Source organism: Modestobacter sp. SSW1-42 (assembly GCF_046635825.1).
GTDB lineage: Bacteria > Actinomycetota > Actinomycetes > Mycobacteriales > Geodermatophilaceae > Modestobacter.
Genome location: NZ_JBISCA010000001.1, coordinates 89,207 through 108,945 on the forward strand (window position 1 = coordinate 89,207; position 19,739 = coordinate 108,945).

General features: G+C 73.8%; 24 protein-coding genes. 11 read left to right on the forward strand and 13 right to left on the reverse strand.

Annotated features, from left to right (window positions below; all coding sequences use genetic code 11):
- Positions 1 to 43: 43 nt before the first annotated feature.
- Together ACGBYP_RS00465 and ACGBYP_RS00470 are read left to right on the forward strand one after the other, a co-directional pair.
- A complete protein-coding gene (locus tag ACGBYP_RS00465) occupies positions 44 to 241 on the forward strand; it encodes a hypothetical protein (RefSeq protein ID WP_411581299.1) in 198 nt (65 codons plus the stop codon).
- 57 nt (positions 242 to 298) lie between these two features.
- A complete protein-coding gene (locus ACGBYP_RS00470; protein ID WP_411581300.1) occupies positions 299 to 910 on the forward strand; it encodes a GDSL-type esterase/lipase family protein in 612 nt (203 codons plus the stop codon).
- On the opposite strand, the gene ACGBYP_RS00475 is transcribed toward ACGBYP_RS00470, so the two are convergent.
- Both ACGBYP_RS00475 and ACGBYP_RS00480 read right to left on the reverse strand, forming a co-directional pair.
- The gene (locus tag ACGBYP_RS00475; protein WP_411581301.1) at positions 907 to 1,296 is read right to left on the reverse strand and encodes a thiol-disulfide oxidoreductase DCC family protein; all 390 of its coding nucleotides are present in this window, start codon (positions 1,294 to 1,296) and stop codon (positions 907 to 909) included. The two genes, ACGBYP_RS00470 and ACGBYP_RS00475, sit on opposite strands and share 4 nt — an antisense overlap.
- A 17-nt stretch (positions 1,297 to 1,313) precedes the next feature.
- Complete coding sequence (locus ACGBYP_RS00480) at positions 1,314 to 2,075, reverse strand: endonuclease/exonuclease/phosphatase family protein (RefSeq protein ID WP_411581302.1); 762 nt, start codon at positions 2,073 to 2,075, stop codon at positions 1,314 to 1,316.
- Positions 2,076 to 2,141: 66 nt separating this feature from the next.
- Between ACGBYP_RS00480 and ACGBYP_RS00485 the strand changes: the two genes are divergently transcribed.
- Positions 2,142 to 2,693, forward strand: a complete 552-nt coding sequence (locus ACGBYP_RS00485; protein WP_411581303.1) for a nucleotidyltransferase — start codon at positions 2,142 to 2,144, stop codon at positions 2,691 to 2,693.
- A gap of 59 nt (positions 2,694 to 2,752) precedes the next feature.
- Here the strand turns inward: ACGBYP_RS00485 and ACGBYP_RS00490 are convergent, their stop codons facing one another.
- From ACGBYP_RS00490 to ACGBYP_RS00500, 3 genes are read right to left on the reverse strand one after another with little or no spacing between them, the layout of a single operon-like run.
- Positions 2,753 to 3,508, reverse strand: coding sequence for a succinate dehydrogenase/fumarate reductase iron-sulfur subunit (locus ACGBYP_RS00490; RefSeq protein ID WP_411581304.1), 756 nt, complete (start codon positions 3,506 to 3,508; stop codon positions 2,753 to 2,755).
- A gap of 20 nt (positions 3,509 to 3,528) precedes the next feature.
- Positions 3,529 to 5,475 (reverse strand): fumarate reductase/succinate dehydrogenase flavoprotein subunit, encoded by a 1,947-nt coding sequence (locus tag ACGBYP_RS00495; RefSeq protein WP_411581305.1) that lies wholly within the window; start codon positions 5,473 to 5,475, stop codon positions 3,529 to 3,531.
- Positions 5,476 to 5,492: 17 nt separating this feature from the next.
- Positions 5,493 to 6,134, reverse strand: coding sequence for a succinate dehydrogenase cytochrome b subunit (locus ACGBYP_RS00500; protein ID WP_411581306.1), 642 nt, complete (start codon positions 6,132 to 6,134; stop codon positions 5,493 to 5,495).
- A gap of 277 nt (positions 6,135 to 6,411) precedes the next feature.
- Between ACGBYP_RS00500 and ACGBYP_RS00505 the strand changes: the two genes are divergently transcribed.
- The 4 genes from ACGBYP_RS00505 to ACGBYP_RS00520 all read left to right on the forward strand — a co-directional run bounded on the left by ACGBYP_RS00505 (position 6,412) and on the right by ACGBYP_RS00520 (position 9,839).
- A complete protein-coding gene (locus tag ACGBYP_RS00505) occupies positions 6,412 to 7,026 on the forward strand; it encodes a sulfite oxidase-like oxidoreductase (RefSeq protein ID WP_411581307.1) in 615 nt (204 codons plus the stop codon).
- Complete coding sequence (locus ACGBYP_RS00510; protein ID WP_411581308.1) at positions 7,023 to 7,784, forward strand: FAD-binding oxidoreductase; 762 nt, start codon at positions 7,023 to 7,025, stop codon at positions 7,782 to 7,784. Before ACGBYP_RS00505 ends, ACGBYP_RS00510 begins: the two co-directional genes overlap by 4 nt.
- A 76-nt stretch (positions 7,785 to 7,860) precedes the next feature.
- Positions 7,861 to 8,874, forward strand: coding sequence for an iron-siderophore ABC transporter substrate-binding protein (locus tag ACGBYP_RS00515; protein WP_411581309.1), 1,014 nt, complete (start codon positions 7,861 to 7,863; stop codon positions 8,872 to 8,874).
- Between the two features lie 140 nt (positions 8,875 to 9,014).
- Positions 9,015 to 9,839, forward strand: coding sequence for a formate/nitrite transporter family protein (locus tag ACGBYP_RS00520; protein WP_411581310.1), 825 nt, complete (start codon positions 9,015 to 9,017; stop codon positions 9,837 to 9,839).
- Here the strand turns inward: ACGBYP_RS00520 and ACGBYP_RS00525 are convergent.
- The gene (locus ACGBYP_RS00525) at positions 9,836 to 10,381 is read right to left on the reverse strand and encodes a DUF1990 family protein (protein ID WP_411581311.1); all 546 of its coding nucleotides are present in this window, start codon (positions 10,379 to 10,381) and stop codon (positions 9,836 to 9,838) included. The genes ACGBYP_RS00520 and ACGBYP_RS00525 overlap by 4 nt on opposite strands.
- Positions 10,382 to 10,424: 43 nt before the next feature.
- Here ACGBYP_RS00525 and ACGBYP_RS00530 point away from each other — a divergent pair, with 43 nt between their 5' ends.
- Positions 10,425 to 11,282 (forward strand): HipA family kinase, encoded by an 858-nt coding sequence (locus ACGBYP_RS00530; RefSeq protein WP_411581312.1) that lies wholly within the window; start codon positions 10,425 to 10,427, stop codon positions 11,280 to 11,282.
- Complete coding sequence (locus ACGBYP_RS00535; RefSeq protein ID WP_411581313.1) at positions 11,279 to 11,668, forward strand: DUF3037 domain-containing protein; 390 nt, start codon at positions 11,279 to 11,281, stop codon at positions 11,666 to 11,668. The genes ACGBYP_RS00530 and ACGBYP_RS00535 overlap by 4 nt, the downstream gene beginning before the upstream one ends.
- Before the next feature lie 13 nt (positions 11,669 to 11,681).
- On the opposite strand, the gene ACGBYP_RS00540 is transcribed toward ACGBYP_RS00535, so the two are convergent.
- Positions 11,682 to 12,119 (reverse strand): VOC family protein, encoded by a 438-nt coding sequence (locus tag ACGBYP_RS00540; protein WP_411581314.1) that lies wholly within the window; start codon positions 12,117 to 12,119, stop codon positions 11,682 to 11,684.
- Positions 12,120 to 12,186: 67 nt separating this feature from the next.
- On the opposite strand from ACGBYP_RS00540, the gene ACGBYP_RS00545 reads away from it, so the two are divergent.
- On the forward strand, positions 12,187 to 12,570 hold the full coding sequence (locus tag ACGBYP_RS00545; RefSeq protein WP_411581315.1) for a VOC family protein: 384 nt from the start codon (positions 12,187 to 12,189) through the stop codon (positions 12,568 to 12,570).
- On the opposite strand, the gene ACGBYP_RS00550 is transcribed toward ACGBYP_RS00545, so the two are convergent.
- From ACGBYP_RS00550 to ACGBYP_RS00565, 4 genes are all read right to left on the reverse strand, one after another.
- Positions 12,549 to 12,860, reverse strand: coding sequence for a 4a-hydroxytetrahydrobiopterin dehydratase (locus tag ACGBYP_RS00550; protein WP_411581316.1), 312 nt, complete (start codon positions 12,858 to 12,860; stop codon positions 12,549 to 12,551). The genes ACGBYP_RS00545 and ACGBYP_RS00550 overlap by 22 nt on opposite strands.
- A gap of 14 nt (positions 12,861 to 12,874) precedes the next feature.
- On the reverse strand, positions 12,875 to 13,588 hold the full coding sequence (locus ACGBYP_RS00555) for a phosphoadenylyl-sulfate reductase (RefSeq protein WP_411581317.1): 714 nt from the start codon (positions 13,586 to 13,588) through the stop codon (positions 12,875 to 12,877).
- A 163-nt stretch (positions 13,589 to 13,751) separates the two neighbouring features.
- A complete protein-coding gene (locus ACGBYP_RS00560) occupies positions 13,752 to 15,425 on the reverse strand; it encodes a nitrite/sulfite reductase (RefSeq protein WP_411581318.1) in 1,674 nt (557 codons plus the stop codon).
- Between the two features lie 211 nt (positions 15,426 to 15,636).
- On the reverse strand, positions 15,637 to 16,359 hold the full coding sequence (locus ACGBYP_RS00565; protein ID WP_411581319.1) for a (deoxy)nucleoside triphosphate pyrophosphohydrolase: 723 nt from the start codon (positions 16,357 to 16,359) through the stop codon (positions 15,637 to 15,639).
- Positions 16,360 to 16,386: 27 nt separating this feature from the next.
- Here ACGBYP_RS00565 and ACGBYP_RS00570 point away from each other — a divergent pair, with 27 nt between their 5' ends.
- A complete protein-coding gene (locus ACGBYP_RS00570) occupies positions 16,387 to 16,869 on the forward strand; it encodes an RrF2 family transcriptional regulator (RefSeq protein ID WP_411581320.1) in 483 nt (160 codons plus the stop codon).
- A 3-nt stretch (positions 16,870 to 16,872) separates the two neighbouring features.
- Here the strand turns inward: ACGBYP_RS00570 and ACGBYP_RS00575 are convergent, their stop codons facing one another.
- Both ACGBYP_RS00575 and ACGBYP_RS00580 read right to left on the reverse strand, forming a co-directional pair.
- Positions 16,873 to 18,225, reverse strand: a complete 1,353-nt coding sequence (locus ACGBYP_RS00575; protein ID WP_411581321.1) for a TldD/PmbA family protein — start codon at positions 18,223 to 18,225, stop codon at positions 16,873 to 16,875.
- Positions 18,222 to 19,730, reverse strand: coding sequence for a TldD/PmbA family protein (locus ACGBYP_RS00580; RefSeq protein WP_411581322.1), 1,509 nt, complete (start codon positions 19,728 to 19,730; stop codon positions 18,222 to 18,224). Before ACGBYP_RS00580 ends, ACGBYP_RS00575 begins: the two co-directional genes overlap by 4 nt.
- Positions 19,731 to 19,739: the final 9 nt, after the last annotated feature.

Sequence of the window (19,739 nt, forward strand, 5' to 3'; positions counted from 1 at the left end):
ACCGCGCCCGAGAGTCGACATGGGGACAGGCGAGGATGGGGGCATGAACGTCTTCACCGACTACGCCGAGACCCACTGGGTCCCGATCAACGGCGACATGGTCACCGTGCAGACCGTCGACGCCGCGGGACGGCGGGAGACGCACGTGCTCTCGGTCCCCGAGGCCCTCGCGCAGTTCAAGGTCGAGTACCCCTTCGTGGACGACGCCCAGGCCGCGGCGCTGTTCGCCCAGGGCGGCTGAGCGCGGGCGAGGCCCGGATCACGGCACAGCGGCCCCGTCCGGGTGGTTGTACGGAGCGTGACGCTCCGCTTCCTCGTCCTCGGTGACTCCCTCGCCTACGGCACCGGTGCCGCGAGCCCTGCGGACACCCTCGGCTCCCGGCTGACCCGCGTCCTGCGCGAGTCCGGCCGGGCGACCGAGCTGTCCGTGGTGGCGGTCCCCGGCGCGACCTCCCTCGGCCTGGCCGAGCAGCTCGACCGGGCCGCAGCGGCCGACGCCGACCTCGCCCTGCTGGTCGTGGGCGCCAACGACATCACCCGTCAGGTCCCCGCCGACCGGTCGGCCGCCGCGCTCGGCGCCGCGGTGCGCACCCTGCGGCAGCGCGGTACCGCGGTGCTCGTCGTCCCGACGCCGGACCTGTCCTCGGTGGCCTGGGTGCCGCCGGCCTTCCGCGCCGTGGTCGCCGGCATCTGCGACCAGCTGCGCGCCCGCCAGACGCTGGCCGCCGAGGCCGCCGGCGGGGTCGTGGCCCCGGTCGGGCCGGAGCTCGCCGCGCGGTTCGCCGCCGATCCGTCGCTGTTCTCCGCCGACCGCTTCCACCCCTCCTCGGCCGGCTACGCACGGGTCGCCGAGGCGCTCGCCCCGCACCTGCTGCAGTTGGCCGCCGACCGCCGCGACGCCGCCGCCTAGGTCCTGCGGCGGTCCTCGGGCGGCGGCATCCGGCAGGCCGGCGTCCCACCCGGGAGCCGGTGCCGGTTGGCCGCGACCAGTCGGTAGACCGGCGGTGCGACCCAGCGCAGCGGCGGCAGCGAGATCAGCACGCCGAGCACCGACCACGGCAGCCCGGCCGCGCGCAGCAGCCGGGCGACGGCGGCGGCCCCGCCGGAGACGGTGCCGTCGGGGTCGACCCACAGCACCTCCTGCCGCGCTCGCTCGGCCGTGACGCCGAGGGCCGCCAGGTCGGCGAACTGCCAGGCCACCACGGTCACGGAGGCGGGCAGCACCCGGCGGGCGACGCCGACGGCGCTGGTGCAGAAGGCGCAGTCGCCGTCGAAGACGAGCGTGGGGGCGGGCACGGTCCCATCGTCCCCGTTCAGCCGATGTCGACGGTCAGCGCCCGGTGGTCCGACAGTGGCAGCGCCGGCGCCGAGGTCGCGGTGACCGAGCCCAGCGACCCGCGCAGCAGCACGTGGTCCAGCTGCCGGTCGGGCACCTCGACCGGGAAGGTGAGCCCGTCGGCCAGCGGCGTCCACCCGGTCACCCGCGCCGGGGTCGGCGGGGTCATGTTCAGGTCGCCCATCAGCACCAGCGGCCCGGGGAACGCGGTGAGGTCGCGTCGCAGCCGGCGCAGCTGCCGCCGGTTCCACCCGGGCACGAACGACAGGTGGGTGTTGACCACGGTCAGGTCACCGGCCGGGGTCTCGACCACGGCGACGACGGCGGCGCGCGGCTCCTCGTCCACCACGATCACCTTGCGCGGCCCGGGCAGCCACATCGGGAAGCGGAACGGGATGGGCGAGAGCCGGATGACCTGCCAGGAGCGCACCGGGTACCGCGACAACAGCGCGATGCCGTACTCCGCCGTCCCGGGCTGCTCGCGCCCGGTGGCGGCCATCCAGGTGGCACCCGGGGTGCCGGCGATCGCGGCGACGAACCGGTGCGCGACCGCGCCCATCGCCTCGGCCGCGACCGCCGTCAGGTCGGCGTGGTGCGACCGCTCCTGCTCCCGGTCCACCTCCTGCAGCGCCAGGACGTCGGCGTCCAGGTGGCGGACGGCCGCGGCGAAGCGGTCGACGTCGACCCGGTCGTCGGCGGGGGAGCGGCCGTGCAGGATGTTGAAGGTCGCGAGGCGCACGGGTGACCGACTACCCGCCCGGGTAGCTCCACACCCCATCCGCCCGCCGACCCGAGGAGAGACCGCTTGCCTGCCGACCGCGACGCCCTGCGGGGAGCGCTCAAGCGCACCGCCTCCGCCCTCAAGCACGACGGCGTCCCGTTCGCCCTGGCCGGTGGCTACGCGCTGTGGGCGCACGGGGCACCGGAGTCGGAGAACGACGTCGACTTCGTCGTCGCCGAGGACGACGTCGAACGGGCGGCCAACGTGCTGGAGGCCGCCGGGTTCGAGGTGATCCGCCCGCCGGAGGACTGGCTGTTCAAGGCCTGCACCGACGGCGTGGTGGTCGACTTGCTGCACCGGATCGTCGGTGAGCCGGTGACGGCGGACATGCTGGCGCGCTCGGACGAGATGGACCTGCTGGGCATCCGGCTGCCGGTGCTGCAGGCCACCGACCTGCTGTCGAGCAAGCTGCGCGCGATGACCGAGCACTACTGCGACTTCGGCTCGCTGCTGCCGCACGTGCGGGCGGTGCGCGAGCAGGTCGACTGGGCGCGGCTGCGCAGCGAGACCGAGGCCAACGACTTCGCCGTGGCGTTCCTGTTCCTGGTCGACCGGCTGGGCATCGTGCCCGCCTGACGCAGGACGGGCCGGCGCCCCCTGGGGAGTGCCGGCCCGTCCTGTGGTGCGGGGCTGGATCAGCTGGCGGGGACCGCCCCGGCGCGCAGGGCGCCGAGCAGGTCGTGGTTCAGCCGCGAGATGGTCTCCATCGAGATGCCCTTCGGGCAGACCGCGGAGCACTCGCCGATGTTGCTGCAGCCGCCGAAGTCCTCGGCGTCCTGCTGGGCGACCATCCGCAGCACCCGGGTGTCGCGCTCGGGCTGGCCCTGCGGCAGCAGCCCGAGGTGGGCCACCTTGGCGGCGGTGAACAGCATCGCCGAGCCGTTCGGGCAGGCCGCGACGCAGGCGCCGCAGCCGATGCAGGTCGCGGCGTCGAACGCGGCGTCGGAGTCCTTCTTCGGCACCGGGGTGGCGTGCGCCTCGGGGGCCGTGCCGGTGGGGGCGCTGATGAACCCGCCGGCGGAGATGATCCGGTCGAAGGCCGACCGGTCGACCGCGAGGTCCTTGACCACGGGGAAGCCGCCGGAGCGCCACGGCTCGATGTCCAGCACGTCGCCGTCCTTGAAGGACCGCATGTGCAGCTGGCAGGTCGCCGTCTGCTCCGGGCCGTGCGCGATGCCGTTGATCATCAGGCCGCACGAGCCGCAGATGCCCTCGCGGCAGTCGTGGTCGAAGGCGATCGGGTCGTCGTCCTCGAGGATCAGCTTCTCGTTGAGCACGTCGAGCATCTCGAGGAAGGACATGTCGGGGGAGACGTCGGTGACGTGGTAGGTCACCATCTTGCCCTTCTTGGTCCGGTCGCGCTGGCGCCAGATGCGAAGGGTGAGGCTCATCGTCCGGGGGACTGTGCTGGTCACTTGTAGCTCCGCTGTGCGAGGTGGACGTACTCGTACTCGAGGGCCTCGCGGTGCAGCACCGGGGGGACGTCCTCGGGGGTGTACTCCCAGGCCGCGACGTAGGCGAAGTTCTCGTCGTCGCGCAGCGCCTCACCCTCAGGCGTCTGGCTCTCGGCCCGGAAGTGGCCACCGCAGCTCTCGTTGCGGTGCAGCGCGTCGACGCACATCAGCTCGGCGAGCTCGATGAAGTCGGCGACGCGGCCGGCGTGCTCGAGGTTCTGGTTGTAGATGCCCTGCTCACCGGAGACCTTGACGTTGGTCCAGAACTCCCGGCGGATCTCCGGGATGCGGTCCAGCGCCTTGCGCAGGCTCTCCTCCGACCGCTCCATGCCGCACATGTCCCACATGAGCTTGCCGAGCTCGCGGTGGAACGAGGCGACGGTGCGGGTGCCGTTGATCGACAGCAGCTTCTCGGTCTGGGCCCGCACCGACTGCTCGGCCTCGACCGCCGCCGGGTGGGTGGCGTCGATCTTGGGGAACGGGCCGTCGGCGAGGTAGTCGTTGATGGTGTTGGGCAGGACGAAGTACCCGTCGGCCAGGCCCTGCATCAGGGCGCTGGCACCGAGCCGGTTGGCGCCGTGGTCGGAGAAGTTGGCCTCACCGATGACGAACAGGCCCGGGATGGTCGACTGCAGGTCGTAGTCGACCCACAGCCCGCCCATCGTGTAGTGCACGGCCGGGTAGATGCGCATCCCGGTCTCGTAGGCGTCCTCACCGGTGATCCGGTTGTACATGTCGAAGAGGTTGCCGTACTTGGCCTCGATCGCCTTGCGGCCCAGACGCTGGATGGCGTCGGTGAAGTCGAGGTAGACGCCCAGCCCGTTCGGGCCCACGCCGCGGCCCTCGTCGGTGACGTTCTTGGCCTGGCGCGAGGCGATGTCGCGGGGCACCAGGTTTCCGAACGCCGGGTAGATGCGCTCGAGGTAGTAGTCGCGCTCGTCCTCGGGGATCTGCCGCGGGTCACGGGTGTCGCCGCGCTCCTTGGGCACCCACACGCGCCCGTCGTTGCGCAGCGACTCGCTCATCAGCGTCAGCTTCGACTGGTAGTCGCCGCTGACCGGGATGCAGGTCGGGTGGATCTGCGTGTAGCAGGGGTTGGCGAACAGCGCGCCCCGCTTGTGCGCCCGCCAGGCGGCGGTGACGTTGGAGCCCTTGGCGTTCGTCGAGAGGTAGAAGACGTTGCTGTACCCGCCGGAGGCGAGCACGACGGCGTCGGCGAAGTGCGTGGTGATCTCACCGGTGATCAGGTGCCGGACGACGATGCCCCGCGCCTTCCCGTCGGCCACGATCAGGTCGAGCATCTCGGTGCGCGGGTGCTGCTCGACGTTGCCCAGCCCGATCTGCCGCTCGAGGGCCTGGTAGGCGCCGTAGAGCAGCTGCTGGCCGGTCTGGCCACGGGCGTAGAAGGTGCGGGACACCTGCGCGCCACCGAAGGACCGGTTGTCGAGCAGGCCGCCGTACTCGCGGGCGAAGGGGACGCCCTGGGCCACGCACTGGTCGATGATCGCGGTGCTGACCTCGGCCAGGCGGTGGACGTTGTCCTCGCGGGAGCGGAAGTCACCGCCCTTGACCGTGTCGTAGAAGAGCCGGTGGACGCTGTCGCCGTCGTTGCGGTAATTCTTCGCGGCGTTGATCCCGCCCTGGGCGGCGACGCTGTGGGCGCGCCGCGGGCTGTCCTGGAACCAGAAGTTCTTGACCCGGTAGCCCATCTCGGCCAGCGTCGCCGCGGCCGAGCCGCCGGCGAGGCCGGTGCCGACCACGATGACCGACAGCCGCCGGCGGTTGGCCGGGTTGACCAGCCGGGCGCGGAACTTGCGCTCGTTCCAGCGCTCGTTGATGGGGACGTCGCGCGGTGCCTTGGTGTCGGCGATCGGCTCGCCGACGGTGAACAGCTCGAGTGGCATGGCTGGGATCTCCTGTCTCAGTCGATCAGGCCGAAGGCGATGGACAGCGGGACGATCAAGAAGCCGACGGTCAGCAGTCCGGCGATGACGTAGGCGATGCCGTTGACGGCGCGCTCGCGCTTCTTGTTCGTCTGGCCGAGGGTCTGCGTGGCGGCGAAGACGCCGTGCCGGATGTGCCAGCCCAGGATCAGCATCGAGGCCACGTAGAAGAGCGTGATCGGGATGTTGGAGAAGCTGGCGATCAGCCGGTCGTAGGGGGTGGTCCCCGTGCCGGCCGGGTTCACGACCCCGAAGGTGAGGTCGAGGATGTGCCAGATGATGAACAGCGCCAGGATGACGCCGCCCCAGCGGACGGTGCGCGAGGCGAAGCTCTGCTGCACCCGCTTCTTGGTCACGTAGGGCACCGGGCGGGCCCGGCGCGCCTGGCGCCACAGCGAGATGGCCGCCCAGAAGTGGCCGACCACCGAGGCCAGCAGGACCAGCCGGATGATCCACAGCAGGGTCTGCTCGGGGACGGCGGGCTCGCCGATCGTGCGGATCCAGTGGGAGTACCCGTTGAACTCCTCGGCTCCGCCGAAGGCGTGCAGGTTGCCGACCATGTGGGCCAGCAAGTAGAGGATCATGATGATCCCGGTGACCGCCATGACGGTCTTCTTCACGACCGAGTTGCTGAATCGGCCGGTCTTCGGGGCCCTGCGCTGGGCCGGTTGCGTCGTCACTGTCGCCACGACGCCACGGTAGGCCCACTGCACACGTGACACCCAGGTGAACCCGCCGTGACGCCGGTCATGTAAGGGCGTACTACGTCCCGGAGCGGGGCAACACCACCCGTCCGACGGTCTGTTCCCGGCCTCCCGGGGCGTTGGACGCCCGGCGGGCCGGTGGAGGAAGATCGTCGGCGCCCCGATCCGTGCAGTGCCCCGAGAGGACGACGCCGTGCCCGGACCCACCCGCGGTTTCCTCGGCCGCCGCCGCAGCGCCGGCGACCCCCGGCTGCCACCCGGTCAGTACGACGCCGGCTCCGACTGGCCGGTGCTCACCGCCGAGCCCACGCCGCGGATCACCCCCGAGACCTGGTCGATCACCGTCGACGGTGCGGTGGAGAACCCGACCACGTGGACCTGGGACGAGGCGCACGCCCTCCCCGGGGCCGAGTACCGCGGCGACATCCACTGCGTGACGACCTGGTCGAAGTTCGACACCCACTTCGCCGGCGTCAGCGTCGACTCGCTGCTGGAGATCGCCCGCCCGAAGCCGGAGGGCCGGTTCGTCATGGAGACGGCCAAGACCGGTTACACGACCAACCTGCCGATCGAGGACGTCACCGGCGGCAAGGCCTGGCTGGTGTGGGAGTACGACGGCAAGCCGCTGCCGGTCGAGCACGGCGGCCCGGTGCGGATGCTCGTGCCGCACCTGTACTTCTGGAAGAGCACCAAGTGGATCAGCCGGATCACGGTCATGGAGCGCGACCAGCCCGGTTTCTGGGAGCAGAACGGCTACCACGACCGCGGCGACCCGTGGAAGCAGCAGCGCTACCAGGGCGACGCATGACGGACGCGGGCCCGGACTCCGGCGCGACCGGCCTCACCGCCGGAGGCGGCGCCCCGGCCGGCGGCTGGACGACGGCGACGGTCTCCGGCGTCCGCCGGCCGATCGCCCGGTCGGTCGAGCTGCGGCTCGACGTGCACGACCGGGTCGACCACCTGCCCGGCCAGCACTACGTCGTCCGGCTGACCGCCGAGGACGGGTACACCGCGCAGCGGTCCTACTCGGTGGCCTCGCCGCCGGGCGACCCGCTGGTCGAGCTGTTCGTCGAGCGGCTCGACGACGGTGAGGTGTCCACCTACCTCGCCGACGTCGTCGAGCCCGGCGACGAACTGGAGGTGCGCGGGCCGATCGGTGGCTGGTTCGTCTGGGACGGCACCACGCCCGCGCTGCTGGTCGGTGGCGGCTCCGGCGTCGTCCCGCTGGTGGCGATGGTGCGGCACGCGCGCGAGCTGGGCCGGCTGGACCTGCTGCGGGTCGCGGTGTCGGCGCGGACCCTGGCCCAGCTGCCCTACGCCGACGAGCTGGCCGAGGCCGGCGCGCAGATCGTGCTCACCCGGGAGGCCCGCGGCATCCGGCCGGCGTCCCGGCTGACCGGCATGGACCTCTTCCCGCTGGTCGAGCCGGGGCAGACGGCGTTCGTGTGCGGGTCGACCGGGTTCGCCACCACCGCCACCCAGCTGCTGGTCGAGCTCGGGGTGCCCACGACGGCGATCCGGGTGGAGCAGTTCGGCCCCTCCGCGCTGGAGCTGCCGAAGCGCTGACGGACACCCCCTGCCCGAGCAGGGTAAGGACAGGCTAACCTCTGCCGGTCAGTCGTTGATCTTGAGGAGCCTGCCCGTGTCCCGCCCGTCCCGCCTCGCCGTCCCCCTCGCCGTGCTGGCGCTGACCGCTGGGCTCTCCGCCTGCGGCGGCAGCTCCGACGACGAGGCGGCCGCCTCCTCCGCACCCGCTGCCCCGTCGTCGTCCTCGGCGTTCCCGGTCAGCATCGAGAACAAGTTCGGCACCACCGAGATCCCGGCCGAGCCGCAGCGGGTGGTCACCGTCGGCTTCAACGACGAGGACTTCGTCCTGGCCCTGGGCGTCGTCCCGGTCGGCGTGCGTGACCTCATCGGCGACTACGACGCCCCGTCCCGGCCGTGGGCGCAGGAGCAGCTCGGCGGGGCGGAGATCCCGACGGTCGGCGGCACGGAGCTCGACGTCGAGGCCATCGCCGCGCTGGACCCCGACCTGATCGTCGGCGTCTACTCCTACATCGACCAGGCGGTCTACGACCAGCTGTCGCAGATCGCGCCGACCCTCGCGCAGACCGACGAGTACGCCGACGGCGCCACCCCCTGGCAGGAGCAGACGCTGCTCACCGGCGAGGCGCTCGGCCGCGAGGACCAGGCCCAGCAGCTGGTCGACGACGTCGAGGGCCGGTTCGACGAGGCCGTCAGCGCCAACCCCGACTTCGCCGGCAAGCAGATCGCCGTCGACCTCACCGGCGTCGGCTCGGGCCACTACCTGCTCGGCAGCGACGACCTGCGCACCCAGTTCTTCACCGACCTCGGCTTCACCGTCCCCGAGGTCAGCACCGACGTCAGCCAGGAGCGGATGGACCTGCTCGACGCCGACGTCCTGGCCGTGAACGGCTACGACCAGGCCAGGGCCGACGCCGACACCCTGATGTCCGCGCTGGACGTCGTCACCTCCGGCCGCACCGTCCTGCTGGGCGGGTACGAGGGCGACGTGTCGGCCGCGCTGGGCTTCGGCAGCCCGCTGTCGCTGCCCTTCCTGCTCGAGGAGGTCGTGCCCGCGCTCGCCGCCGCCGCCGACGGCGACCCGGCCACGGCGGTCACCCAGCTCGGCTGACGCCCCGATGGAGTCCCAGCGCTGCAGGAACCGAGCGCTGGGACTCCATCAGCGTGTGCGAGGCACGGTCGCGGGGGTAGCCCCGGGTCGACGCGCGGTCCGAGCAACGGACGTCGGCGTGCGCGAGCACGAGGAGCACCGTGGCAGCCCACGACCAGGCCGAGGCGCGCAGCGAGCTCGGCGACAGCGAGGGCCCGCAGGAGGACCAGCTCCAGGAGGCCTTCGACACGATCGTCAGCGAGGGCGCCCAGCGGCTGCACCGCACCTGGCGCGAGGTGCTCACCACCGGCCTGGCCGGCGGGATCGAGGTGGCCACCGGCGTGCTGGTGCTGTTCGCCGTCTACGCCGAGACCGGCAGCCACCTGCTGGCCGGGCTGGCCTTCTCGGTCGGCTTCATCGCCCTGGTGCTGGCCCGCAGCGAGCTGTTCACCGAGGGCTTCCTGGTCCCGGTCACCGCCGTCGCCGCCGGGCGGGCGAGCACCGCGCAGCTGGGCAAGCTGTGGGCGGGCACCCTGCTGGGCAACCTGGTGGGCGGCTGGCTGTTCATGTGGCTGGTCGTGCAGGCGTTCCCCGACCTGCACGCCACCGCCGTCGAGAGCGCCGTCCACTTCGTCGACTCCCCGCTGGACCTGCAGTCGGCCTCGCTGGCGTTCCTGGCCGGCATCGCCATCACGCTGATGACCCGCATGCAGCACGGGACGACGTCGGACGTGGCGAAGATCGTCGCCGCGGTGGCCGGCGCCCTGGTCCTGGCCGGCCTGCAGCTGTACCACTCGATCCTGGACTCGCTCATCGTCTTCGCCGCGCTGCACGCCGGTGCGCCGTTCGGCTACGGCGACTGGGCCGCCTGGTTCTGGTACACGACGCTGCTCAACATGGCCGGCGGGCTGTTCGTGGTGACGCTGCTCCGGCTGGTGCGCAGCAAGGACATGCTGCAGCGCGAGCGCGCCGACGCGGGCGCCTAGCGGTTCGCGGCTGCCCGGATCGCTGCGACGTAGCGGTCCAGGGCCAGGGTCTGCACCCGCCGGCTGACCGGGCCGCCCAGCCGGGACAGCCGGGTGCCCAGCCCGGAGAAGGCGCGCAGCTCGTAGACCACCCCGCCGTCGGGGAGCAGCCGGACGACGAAGGACTCCTCGCCGCTCTCCGGGTGGCCCGGCAGCGTGCCGTAGGCGAAGCCGCGCCGGTCGGGCTCGTCGACCACCCACACGACCCGGCAGGGGACGTCCAGCCCCAGACGCTGCAGCCCGGCGGTCATCAGGACGACGGTGCCCACGGTGCTGGCCGGTCCGTCGGCGCGGATCCGCAGCCCGGCGCCGCGCTGGGCGTCCCAGCGGAACACCGCCGCGGCCGCCCGGTCGAACGCCTCCCGCCCGGAGCCCACGACGTGGCTGCGCTCGACCAGGTGGTAGCCGGCGGGCAGTGCGCCGCTGCGTGTGCCCCCGACCTCGGGGTAGGTGAACGGGGCGTCGGTGAACCGGTCGAGGGTGGCGCGGCGGAGGAGTCCCACCGGCCCAGTGTGCGCGAGCGCTGCCGGTAGGGTCCGACGCACTGTGCTCGCCGCCGTCTCCGCCACCCGCTACGTCACCCCGCTGCGCGAGGGTGGCTCCCTGCCCGGCCTCATGGAGGCCGACGACCTGGGCACGTACGTGGTCAAGTGGCGGGCCGCCGGCCAGGGCGTGAAGGTGCTCGCCGCCGAGGTGGTCTGCGGGGAGCTGGCCCGCCGGCTGGCCCTGCCGGTGCCCGCGCTGGTCACCGTCGACGTCGTCCCCGAGCTCGCGGTGGGGGAGCCGGACCCCGAGGTGCAGGAGCTGCTGCGCAACTCCGCCGGGGTCAACCTCGGGATGGACTACCTGCCCGGGGCGCTGGACTTCGAGGCCGGTGCCGCGCAGGTCGAGCCGGAGCTGGCCGGGCGGGTGCTGTGGTTCGACGCGCTCATCGGCAACGTCGACCGCTCGTGGCGCAACCCGAACATGCTGTTCTGGCACGGCCGGCTGCACCTGATCGACCACGGTGCCGCGCTGACCTTCCACCACAACTGGCCCGGTGCGCCCGCCGCGGTCACCCGCGCCTACGACGCCGCCCAGCACGCCCTCGTCGAGTGCGCGCCCGACGTCCCGGCCGCCGACGCCGCGCTGGGCCGGCTGGTCACCCGGCCGCTGCTCACCGACGTGCTCGCCCAGGTGCCCGACGCGTGGCTCGAGGGCCCCAGCCCGGACGACGCCCCTGACGCGGTGCGCGAGCGCTACGTCGCCCAGTTGCTGGACCGGCTGGCCGCCCGCCCCTCCTGGCTGCCCGGCGTCGTCGCCGCGGCGGCCGCCGGTGGGGCCGGCCGGCGCAGCGCCCCGCGCGGGCAGAACCGGCCGTCCTGGCTGGGCCCGCCCCCGCCGGAGGGCGTGACCCAGCGGTGAGGGAGACCTTCGAGTACGCGGTGCTGCGGGTCGTGCCGCGGGTGGAGCGGGGCGAGATGCTGAATGCCGGCGTGCTCGTCTACTGCCGGCAGCGCGACTACCTCGGCTCCCGCGTGCACCTGGACGTCGACCGGCTGCGGGCCCTCGACCCGACCGCGGACCCGGTCGCCATCACCGCCGCGCTGCAGGCCTCGGCCGACGTCTGCTCGGCCGCGGCGACCGTCGGCGCCGCGGGGCGGGAGGCGCTGGGCTCGCGGTTCCGCTGGCTCACCGCCCCCCGCAGCACCGTCGTCCAGCCCGGCCCGGTGCACACCGGCCTGACCGCCGACCCCGACGCCGAGGCCGACCGCCTGCTGCAGCTGCTCGTCCTGCCGGTCACCGACTGACCCGGCGCGCCGCTCAGGTGCAGAACTCGTTGCCCTCCGGGTCGGTCAGCACGGCCCAGGAGGTGCCCAGGCCCGAGCGGTTCTCGACGAACGTCGCGCCCAGGCCGGTGAGCCGGGCGACGGCGGCGGCGATCCGCTCCTGCTGCTCGGCCGGCGGGACCGCGGGCCCACCGCCGGCCTGCAGGTCGAGGTGGACGCGGTTCTTGACCGTCTTCGGCTCGGGCACCCGCTGGAAGAACAGCCGGGGCTGGGACGGGTCGGTGCTCTCGACGGCGGAGGCGGCGTTCCACTGGTCCTCCGGGACGCCGCGGGCCGCCAGCCAGCTGGGCCAGTCGGCTGCGCCGTCGGGCGGGCCGGGCACGCGGTAGCCGCGGTCGCTCAGTGCGGCGGCCCAGAAGGTGGCCAGCCGCCCGGGGTCCTGGGCGTCGAAGACGATCTGCACGGGGCGCATGCGGGGGAGTGTGCCGCGCGGGACCGACAGCCGGCGTCCTGTCGGACCCGCGCGGTAGGACGTCGGCATGGAGATCTCCGCGGTGGGCGTGAGCGCCACCGATCTGCGCCGGGCCGTCGCCTTCTACGAGCTGCTCGGCTTCACCTTCCCGCCGTTCGACGACGGGGAGGTCCACGTCGAGACGGTCCCCGGACCGGGGGCCCAGTTGATGATCGACGGCGCCGAGCTGATGACCGGCCTGCTGGGGGAGCCACCGCGGGCGGGCAACACCGCCGCGTTCGCCGTCCGGTGCGCGTCACCGGCGCAGGTCGACGAGGTGGCCGCCCGGGTCGCGACGGCCGGGCACGCTGTCGTGACGCCGCCGTGGGACGCGCCCTGGCAGCAGCGGTACGCGACGGTGGCCGACCCGGACGGGTACCGGGTCGACCTCTACGCGTCCTCGTCGAGCTGAGCGGCCAGCAGCTCGTCGGCCCGGCGGGCGAACTCGACGTCGAGCCCGGTGACCGCGTCGACCGCGTGGGTCAGCAGGTGCACGGTGAGGTTGCCGTAGCTGATCTCGACGTCGGGGTGGTGGTCGAGGTCGTCGGCGACGGCGGCCAGCGCGAGCACGTGCGCCGCCGCGGTGCGGAAGTCGATGCCCTTCGTGCGGCGGTGGATGCCGTGCACGTCCCCGGCCCAGTCGGGCAGCTCGGCCAGGGCGTCGGCGAGGTCCTCGGGGGTCAGCGGGATGCGGCGGGCCATGCCCCGATCCTGCCTCAGGTGTGCAGGCCGCACTCGACCTTGTTCTTGCCGGCCCAGCGGCCGGCGCGCGGGTCCTCGCCGGGGGCGACCGGGCGGGTGCACGGCGCACAGCCGATGGAGGCGTAGCCGATCTCGGCCAGCGGGTTGACCGGCACCTGGTGCTCGGCGATGTAGGCGTCCACGTCGTCCTGGGTCCAGGCCGCCAGCGGGTTGACCTTCACCATGCCGCGCTTGGCGTCCCAGTCGACGACCTTCGTGCCGGTGCGGCTGGCCGACTCGTCGCGGCGCACGCCCGACCCCCAGGCGGTGTAGCCGGCCAGCGCGGCGGCCAGCGGCTGCACCTTGCGCAGCGAGCAGCACAGGTCGGGGTCGCGCTCGTACAGCCGCGGGCCGTGCTCGGCGTCCTGCTCGGCGACGGTGCGACTGGGCAGGATGCTGTGCACGGTGATCGGCAGCACGCTGCTGATCCAGTCGCGGGTGCCGATGGTCTCGGCGAAGTGGTAGCCGGTCTCCAGGAACACCACGTTCACCCCCGGGACGGCGCGGCTCGCCAGGTGCGCCAGCAGCCCGTCGGCCATCGAGGAGGTGATGGCGAACGAGTCGCCGAAGGTCTCCCCGGCCCAGGTCAGCACGGCCAGCGCCTGCTCGACGGGGTCGGCGATGCCCTCGAAGCGGGCGTCGGCCTCGGCGGCGAGTTCGGGCGTCGGTGTCGCGATCGCGGTCGTCATGGGCGCTGGACCCCCGTTCCGGTCAGGTGGACGGTGAAGCTCCGCAGGCAGGCGCCGCAGCGCCAGCCGTCCGGGTCCTCACCGTGTGGGACGAGGTCCTCCTCGCCGCAGTACGGGCAGTGGAACACCGGCAGCTGGCGCTGCCTTCCCGACCCGGTCTCGCTCATCGCAGCCAGTCGTCCTCGGCCCGGGCCACGTAGGCGGCGAACCGCTCCCCCTCGGTGCGGCGCTCCATGAAACCGCGCAGCACCCGCTCGCAGTAGTCCGCGGTCTCGTCCTTGGTGATCTTGTGGGCGCGGAGCTTGCGGCCGAAGGTCGCCTCGATGCCGAGGTGGCCGCCCAGGTGCACCTGGAAGCCCTCGACGCTCTCGCCGGCGGCGTTGGTGACGATCATGCCCTTGAAGCCGATGTCCGCGGTCTGGAAGCGGGCGCAGGCGTTGGGGCAGCCGTTGACGTTGATCGCGATCGGCTCGTCGAACTCCGGCAGCCGGTTCTCCAGCTCGGTGAACAGTTCCTGGGCGTGGGCCTTGGTCTCCACGATCGCCAGCTTGCAGAACTCCAGGCCGGTGCAGGCCATGGTGCCGCGGCGGAAGGCGCTGGGGCGCACCTGCAGGTCCAGGGCGGCCAGCTCGGCGATCAGCGGCTCGACCTGGTCGTCGGCGACGTCGAGGATGGCCAGCTTCTGCTGCGCGGTGGTGCGGATGCGGCCCTCGGCGTAGCGGTCGGCGAGCTCGGCGACCTGGGTGAGCAGCGTGCCGCTGACCCGGCCGGTGCGCAGCGCGAAGCCCAGCACGTTGCGGCCGTCCTTCTGCTTCGAGACGCCGACGTGGTCGCGCTGGTCGTGGGCGGCCGGTGCGGGGGCCGGGCCGTCGGGCAGCACCTCGTGCAGGTACTCGTCCTGCAGCACCTGGCGGAACTTCTCCGGGCCCCAGTCGGCGAGGAGGAACTTCAGCCGGGCGTGGGTCCGCGAGCGGCGGTAGCCGTAGTCGCGGAACACCGAGCAGACGCCGGCCCAGACGTCGGAGACCTGGTCGGGCCGGACGAAGACGCCCAGCCGGACGGCGAGCTTCGGGTTGGTGGACAGGCCGCCACCGACCCAGACGTCGTAGCCGGCCTCACCCTCGGCGTTCACGACGCCGACGAAGGCGAGGTCGTTGATCTCGTGGCCGGTGCAGTGGTCGACACAGCCGGACATCGAGGTCTTGAACTTGCGCGGCAGGTTGGAGAACTCCGGGCTGCCCACGTACTTCTCCGCGGTCTCGGCCAGGACGCCGGTCGCGTCGATGACCTCGTCGGCCAGCACGCCGGCCAGCGGGCAGTTGAGCATGGTGCGCGGGGTGTCGCCGCACGCCTCCATGGTCGACAGGCCCACCGACTCCAGGCGGTCCCAGATCTCCGGGACGTCCTCGATGCGGATCCAGTGGTACTGGATGTTCTGCCGGTCGGTGACGTCGGCGACGTCCCGGCCGAAGTCGGTGCTGATCCCGGCCAGCACGCGCAGCTGGTCGCTGGACAGCTGCCCGCCGTCGATGCGGGCCCGCAGCATGAAGTAGCGGTCCTCGAGCTCCTCGGGCTCCAGCACGGCGGTCTTGCCGCCGGGGATGCCCTGGGCGCGCTGGGTGTAGAGGCCGAACCAGCGCATCCGGCCACGCAGGTCGCTGGGGTCGATCGAGTCGAAGCCGGCCTTGGAGTAGATGTCGATGATCCGCTGGCGCACCTCGAGCCCGTCGGAGTCCTTCTTCATCCGCTCGTTGGGGTTCAGCGGCTCGCGGTAGCCCAGCGCCCACTGACCCTGTCCGCGGACGGGCCGGTTGCTGTTTCGGGTGGGGGTGGACACGTCAGGAGGTCTCCATCTGCATCGGCACGGGACGTGCGCGACGCGGCCGGGGGAGTGCAGCCGGAGGGGCTGCGGAGAACAGAGCCGGGGTCAGCGCGCGGCGCGACAGGCGGCGCTGCAGACGCGCGCCAGGTCGACGTGCAGGCGCGCCACGAGGGGAACGCCGCAGTCCGTCACGACCCGATCGTCCCACACCCGGGCGCGACGGCGGTCAGAGCGCGGCGAGCAACGCCCGGACGGCGGGCAGCAGCGGCCGGTCGGCGGGGATCCAGTCCAGCGCCTCCAGCTCCTCGGCGGGCAGCCAGCGCAGCTCGGAGTGCTCGTGGGCGACCAGCTCCCCGGCGGTGACCCGGCCCGACCAGACCCGCAGCGTGGAGGCGCCCGGTGCCCCACCGGCCACCACGCCGTCGAGCGGGACCTCGCCGAGGAAGACCCCCGGGGTGACGCCGATGCCCAGCTCCTCGCGGCACTCGCGGACCAGCGCCGCCAGCTCGGGCTCGCCGCGTTCGACCTTGCCGCCGGGGAACTCCCACAGCCCGGCCAGCCCGCCGGCGCCGCGCTGCGCGACCAGCACCCGGCGCCGGTCGTCGACCAGGGCGGCCCCCACGACCTGGACCACCTCCAGCGCCCGGCGGGCGGCCGCGGCGGCGTGGGCGTCGAGGTGGGCGGTCATGGCGCGCGCGACCCGGCGCCGGTCGGCGGGCCCGCGCGGTGTCCAGTCGACGACGCCGTGCACCAGCGTGCCCGCGGCGGTGGGCTCGAACTCCCGGGTGACGACCAGGTCGCCGGCCGGCCCCGCGGACACCAGGCGCCGCGGCCGGTCGGCCTCGACCTCGGTCAGCGGGTACGACCAGGGCAGGCCCAGCGAGCGGGCCACGTCGAAGGCGACGGTGAGCGGGGCCTCCACCAGAGTGGTGAACCGCAGCTGCGTCACGCGGGCCAGCTTCCCAGACACGGCAGGATGGGCTCCGTGCGCATCTCTGCCCGGGTCGACTACGCGGTCCGTGCTGCCGTCGAGCTGGCCGCCGTCGCCCCCGACTCCCTCACCTCCGACCGGATCGCGCAGGCGCAGGGCATCCCCGCGCGTTTCCTGCAGGCCATCCTCGGCGACCTGCAGCACGCCCGGCTGGTCACCAGCCAGCGCGGGCGCGAGGGCGGGTACCGGCTGGCCCTGCCGCCCGCGGAGGTCTCGATCGCCCGGGTCATGCGGGTGGAGCAGGGCTTCCTCGCCGAGGTGCACGGTCAGCGCCCCGAGGACGTCGAGTACCCCGGGGCCGCGGCGTCGCTGTCCTCGGTCTGGGTCGCGGCGCGGGAGGCCTACCGCCGGGTCCTGGAGAACGTGACCCTGGCCGACGTCGTCGCCGGCCGGATGCCGCCCGAGGTCGCCGAGATGATCGAGCTCGACAGCGCCTGGCGCTCCTTCGGCGCCACCGGCTCGGACTGACCCTCAGCCGGCCGCGTTGCCGGTGACGTTCCAGCCGGCCAGCCGCAGCGCGGGCACCGCCACCCGGTCGTAGCCCATCGGCCCCATCAGCCGGGTCGGCTGCGGGTCGACCACCGAGCCGACCGTCACCGCGCCCGGCGCCAGGGCCTCCAGGTAGGACTGGGTGAACCGGAGCGTGCTCACCGGCGCCACCACCTGCCCGCCCTCGACCAGCCAGACGCCGTTGCGGGTCAGCCCGGTCCACACCGACCGCTTGGGGTCGACGGCGCGGGTGTACCAGAGGTCGCTGACCAGCAGCCCCCGGTCCAGCCCGGCCACCAGCTCGTCGAGCGTGCCGCCGTCGCCGGCCGCGAGCGCCGGGTCGCCGGCCACCGGGCCCCAGGTCGACCCGACGTCCGAGGCGTGCCCGGACGGCGTCCGGCCCAGCGCCGCCGCCGTCCGCCGGTCGGTGGTCAGCCCCACCGGGACGCCGTCGCGCACCAGCTCGGTGCGGCCGGTCGGCGTCCCCTCGGTGTCGAAGGGCAGGCCGACGCCGGCCGTCGGGTCGTCGGCCAGGCCGATCGCGGGGTCGAACTGCTGCTCGCCCAGCCGCAGCCCCGACGTCCCGTCGACGACGGCCTTGCCGTTGAACTGCCCCGACACCAGCCCGGCGACCAGGTCGGTCACCGCGGCGGGCTCGAGGACGACGGCGTACACGCCGGGGTCGACCGGGACGGCGTCGACGCCGGCACGGGCCTTGGCGCCGGCCCGCGCGCCCAGGGCGGCGCAGTCGAGGTCGGCCAGCCGCCCGGACATCGCCCGGGCCACGCCGTCGGCGCCGGCGAGCCGGGCGATGCCGTCGGCGACCGCGGAGGTGGTCGCGCCGCGCAGGTGCCGGCCGGCGGTGTCGGCGAGCACCCGGGTCAGCGAGGCGGTCTGCACGAAGCCGGCGGTGCTCAGCCCGCCGGCGGCCGCGACGAAGGCGGCGACGCCGGCCGCGCGCTCGGCGGGGGAGGCCTCCGCAGTGGCCGGGTCGAAGGAGCCGGCCGAGGCCGGGGGAGCCGGGGTCCCGAGGCCGGGCCAGTCCGGGTCGCGGGGCCGCAGCCGGGCTGCGGCCAGGGTGGCGGCGACGAGGTCGGCGAGCGCGCCGGGGCGGCTGCGGGTGGTGGAGGACGTGGCCGTCCGGCCGCCGTCCACGGTCAGCTGCAGGTGGACCGTGACCCGGTCGTCGGCGACGTTCTGGTGGATCGCGGAGTTGGCGAACCGGGTGAGCGCGAGCGCGGCCCGCTCGACGCGCACGGTGGCCTGGGCCTCGGGCCCGGCCTGCGCGCGGACCTGGTCGAGGACCGCTGTGGCGAGGTCGTCGAGGGTGCTCACCCGCGCACCCCCACCCGGACGCCGGAGAAGCGGGCGGGCGCCGCGCCGTGGCCGGTGTGCCCGGTCTGGCCGGGCTGGCCCTTGCCGCAGTTGGGCGTGCCCCAGGCCCGCCACTCGCCGGGCGCCGCGCCGCCGAGCATGTCCAGCGACTGCCAGAACCGCGGGCCGATGCCGGTGTAGGAGGGGTTCTTCAGCATACGGCCCCGTTCCCCGTCCTTGATCTCCCAGCCGATCTCGCAGCCGAACTGGAAGTTCAGCCGGCGGTCGTCGATGGACCACGACCGGTTGTGCTCCATCAGGACGCCGTCGTCGGTGGCGGCGACCATCTCCTCGAGCGTGTGCGGTCCGGGTTCCAGGCCCACGTTGGTCATCCGCACCATGGGCAGCCGGGCCCAGCCGTCGGCGCGCACGGAGCCTGCGTAGGGGAGTCCGGCCACCGCGGCGGAGTCGCGGCCGGCCAGCACGCCGACCCAGACGCCCTCGCGGACGGCGTCCCGCGCGGCGGCCGGGGTGCCCTCGTCGTCGAAGCCGAAGGAGCCGAGCGCGCCGGGGATGGTCGGGTCGATGGTGACGTTCATCAGCTCCGACCCGAACCGCAGCGAACCCAGCTGCGACAGGTCCAGCCAGGAGGTGCCGGCGAAGGCCGCCTCCCAGCCGAGGATCCGGTCGAGCTCGATGGCGTGGCCCACCGACTCGTGGATCTGCAGCGACATCTGCTCCCCGCCCAGCAAGAGCGTGGTGTCGCCGGAGGGGCACTGCGGCGCGGTGAGCAGCTCCTGGCACTCCGCGGCGATCCGCTCGGCGTGCCCGGGCAGGTCGATCTCGCGCACCAGCTCGAAGCCGCGGGTGCCGTACTGGCCGCGGAAGGCGGGGTAGGAGCGGCGCTGGGTCTCCCCGTCGCCCATGGTCAGGCAGTGCATGCCGGCGCCGGTCTCGCGGACGTGCTGGCCGATCCTCGCGCCCTCGCTGGAGACGAACGCCGTGCGGGTGTCCCAGGCCTGGTACAGCGCCTCGGCGACCGCGACCCCGGCGGCCCGCATGGTCGCGGTGACCCCGGTGAGCAGGTCGGCCTTGACCGCCAGCGGGACGGCGAAGGGGTCCTCGAGGCACGCGCTGGACCACCCGCCCCGCACGGCCGGGACGGCGACCAGCTCCATCGGCGGGCCGGGGACGGCGGCCGAGGCGCGCGCGATCGCGGTGGCCCGCGCGCCGGTGGCCCGCGCGTCGGCGTCCCCGGCCGGGTCGCCCAGGGCGGCGAAGCCCCACGAGCTGCCGACCAGCGCCCGGACGCCGAGCCCGACCGACGCCGTCTGGTCCAGGGTGCGGACGTCGCCGTCCCGCGCGGTCATCGACTCGTGCCGCCGGTCGACCACCCGCGCGTCGGCGTAGCGGGCACCCGCGGCCAGCGCGGCCTGCACGGCGGCGGTGGCCGCGTCGAACGCGGCGCCGTCCACGGCGGCCGGGACGGTGCCGGCGGAGCCCATCTCGTTAGCGATGCTCATCATCGTCGACCA

Coding starts and splice junctions, on each gene's coding strand:
- ACGBYP_RS00510 (WP_411581308.1), top strand. CDS start 7,023: ATGACGGACGCGGGCCCGGACTCCGGCGCGACCGGCCTCACCGCCGGA.
- ACGBYP_RS00570 (WP_411581320.1), top strand. CDS start 16,387: ATGGGCTCCGTGCGCATCTCTGCCCGGGTCGACTACGCGGTCCGTGCT.
- ACGBYP_RS00540 (WP_411581314.1), bottom strand. CDS start 12,119: ATGCGCCCCGTGCAGATCGTCTTCGACGCCCAGGACCCCGGGCGGCTG.
- ACGBYP_RS00550 (WP_411581316.1), bottom strand. CDS start 12,860: ATGGCCCGCCGCATCCCGCTGACCCCCGAGGACCTCGCCGACGCCCTG.
- ACGBYP_RS00545 (WP_411581315.1), top strand. CDS start 12,187: ATGGAGATCTCCGCGGTGGGCGTGAGCGCCACCGATCTGCGCCGGGCC.
- ACGBYP_RS00555 (WP_411581317.1), bottom strand. CDS start 13,588: ATGACGACCGCGATCGCGACACCGACGCCCGAACTCGCCGCCGAGGCC.
- ACGBYP_RS00465 (WP_411581299.1), top strand. CDS start 44: ATGAACGTCTTCACCGACTACGCCGAGACCCACTGGGTCCCGATCAAC.
- ACGBYP_RS00490 (WP_411581304.1), bottom strand. CDS start 3,508: ATGAGCCTCACCCTTCGCATCTGGCGCCAGCGCGACCGGACCAAGAAG.
- ACGBYP_RS00495 (WP_411581305.1), bottom strand. CDS start 5,475: ATGCCACTCGAGCTGTTCACCGTCGGCGAGCCGATCGCCGACACCAAG.
- ACGBYP_RS00580 (WP_411581322.1), bottom strand. CDS start 19,730: ATGATGAGCATCGCTAACGAGATGGGCTCCGCCGGCACCGTCCCGGCC.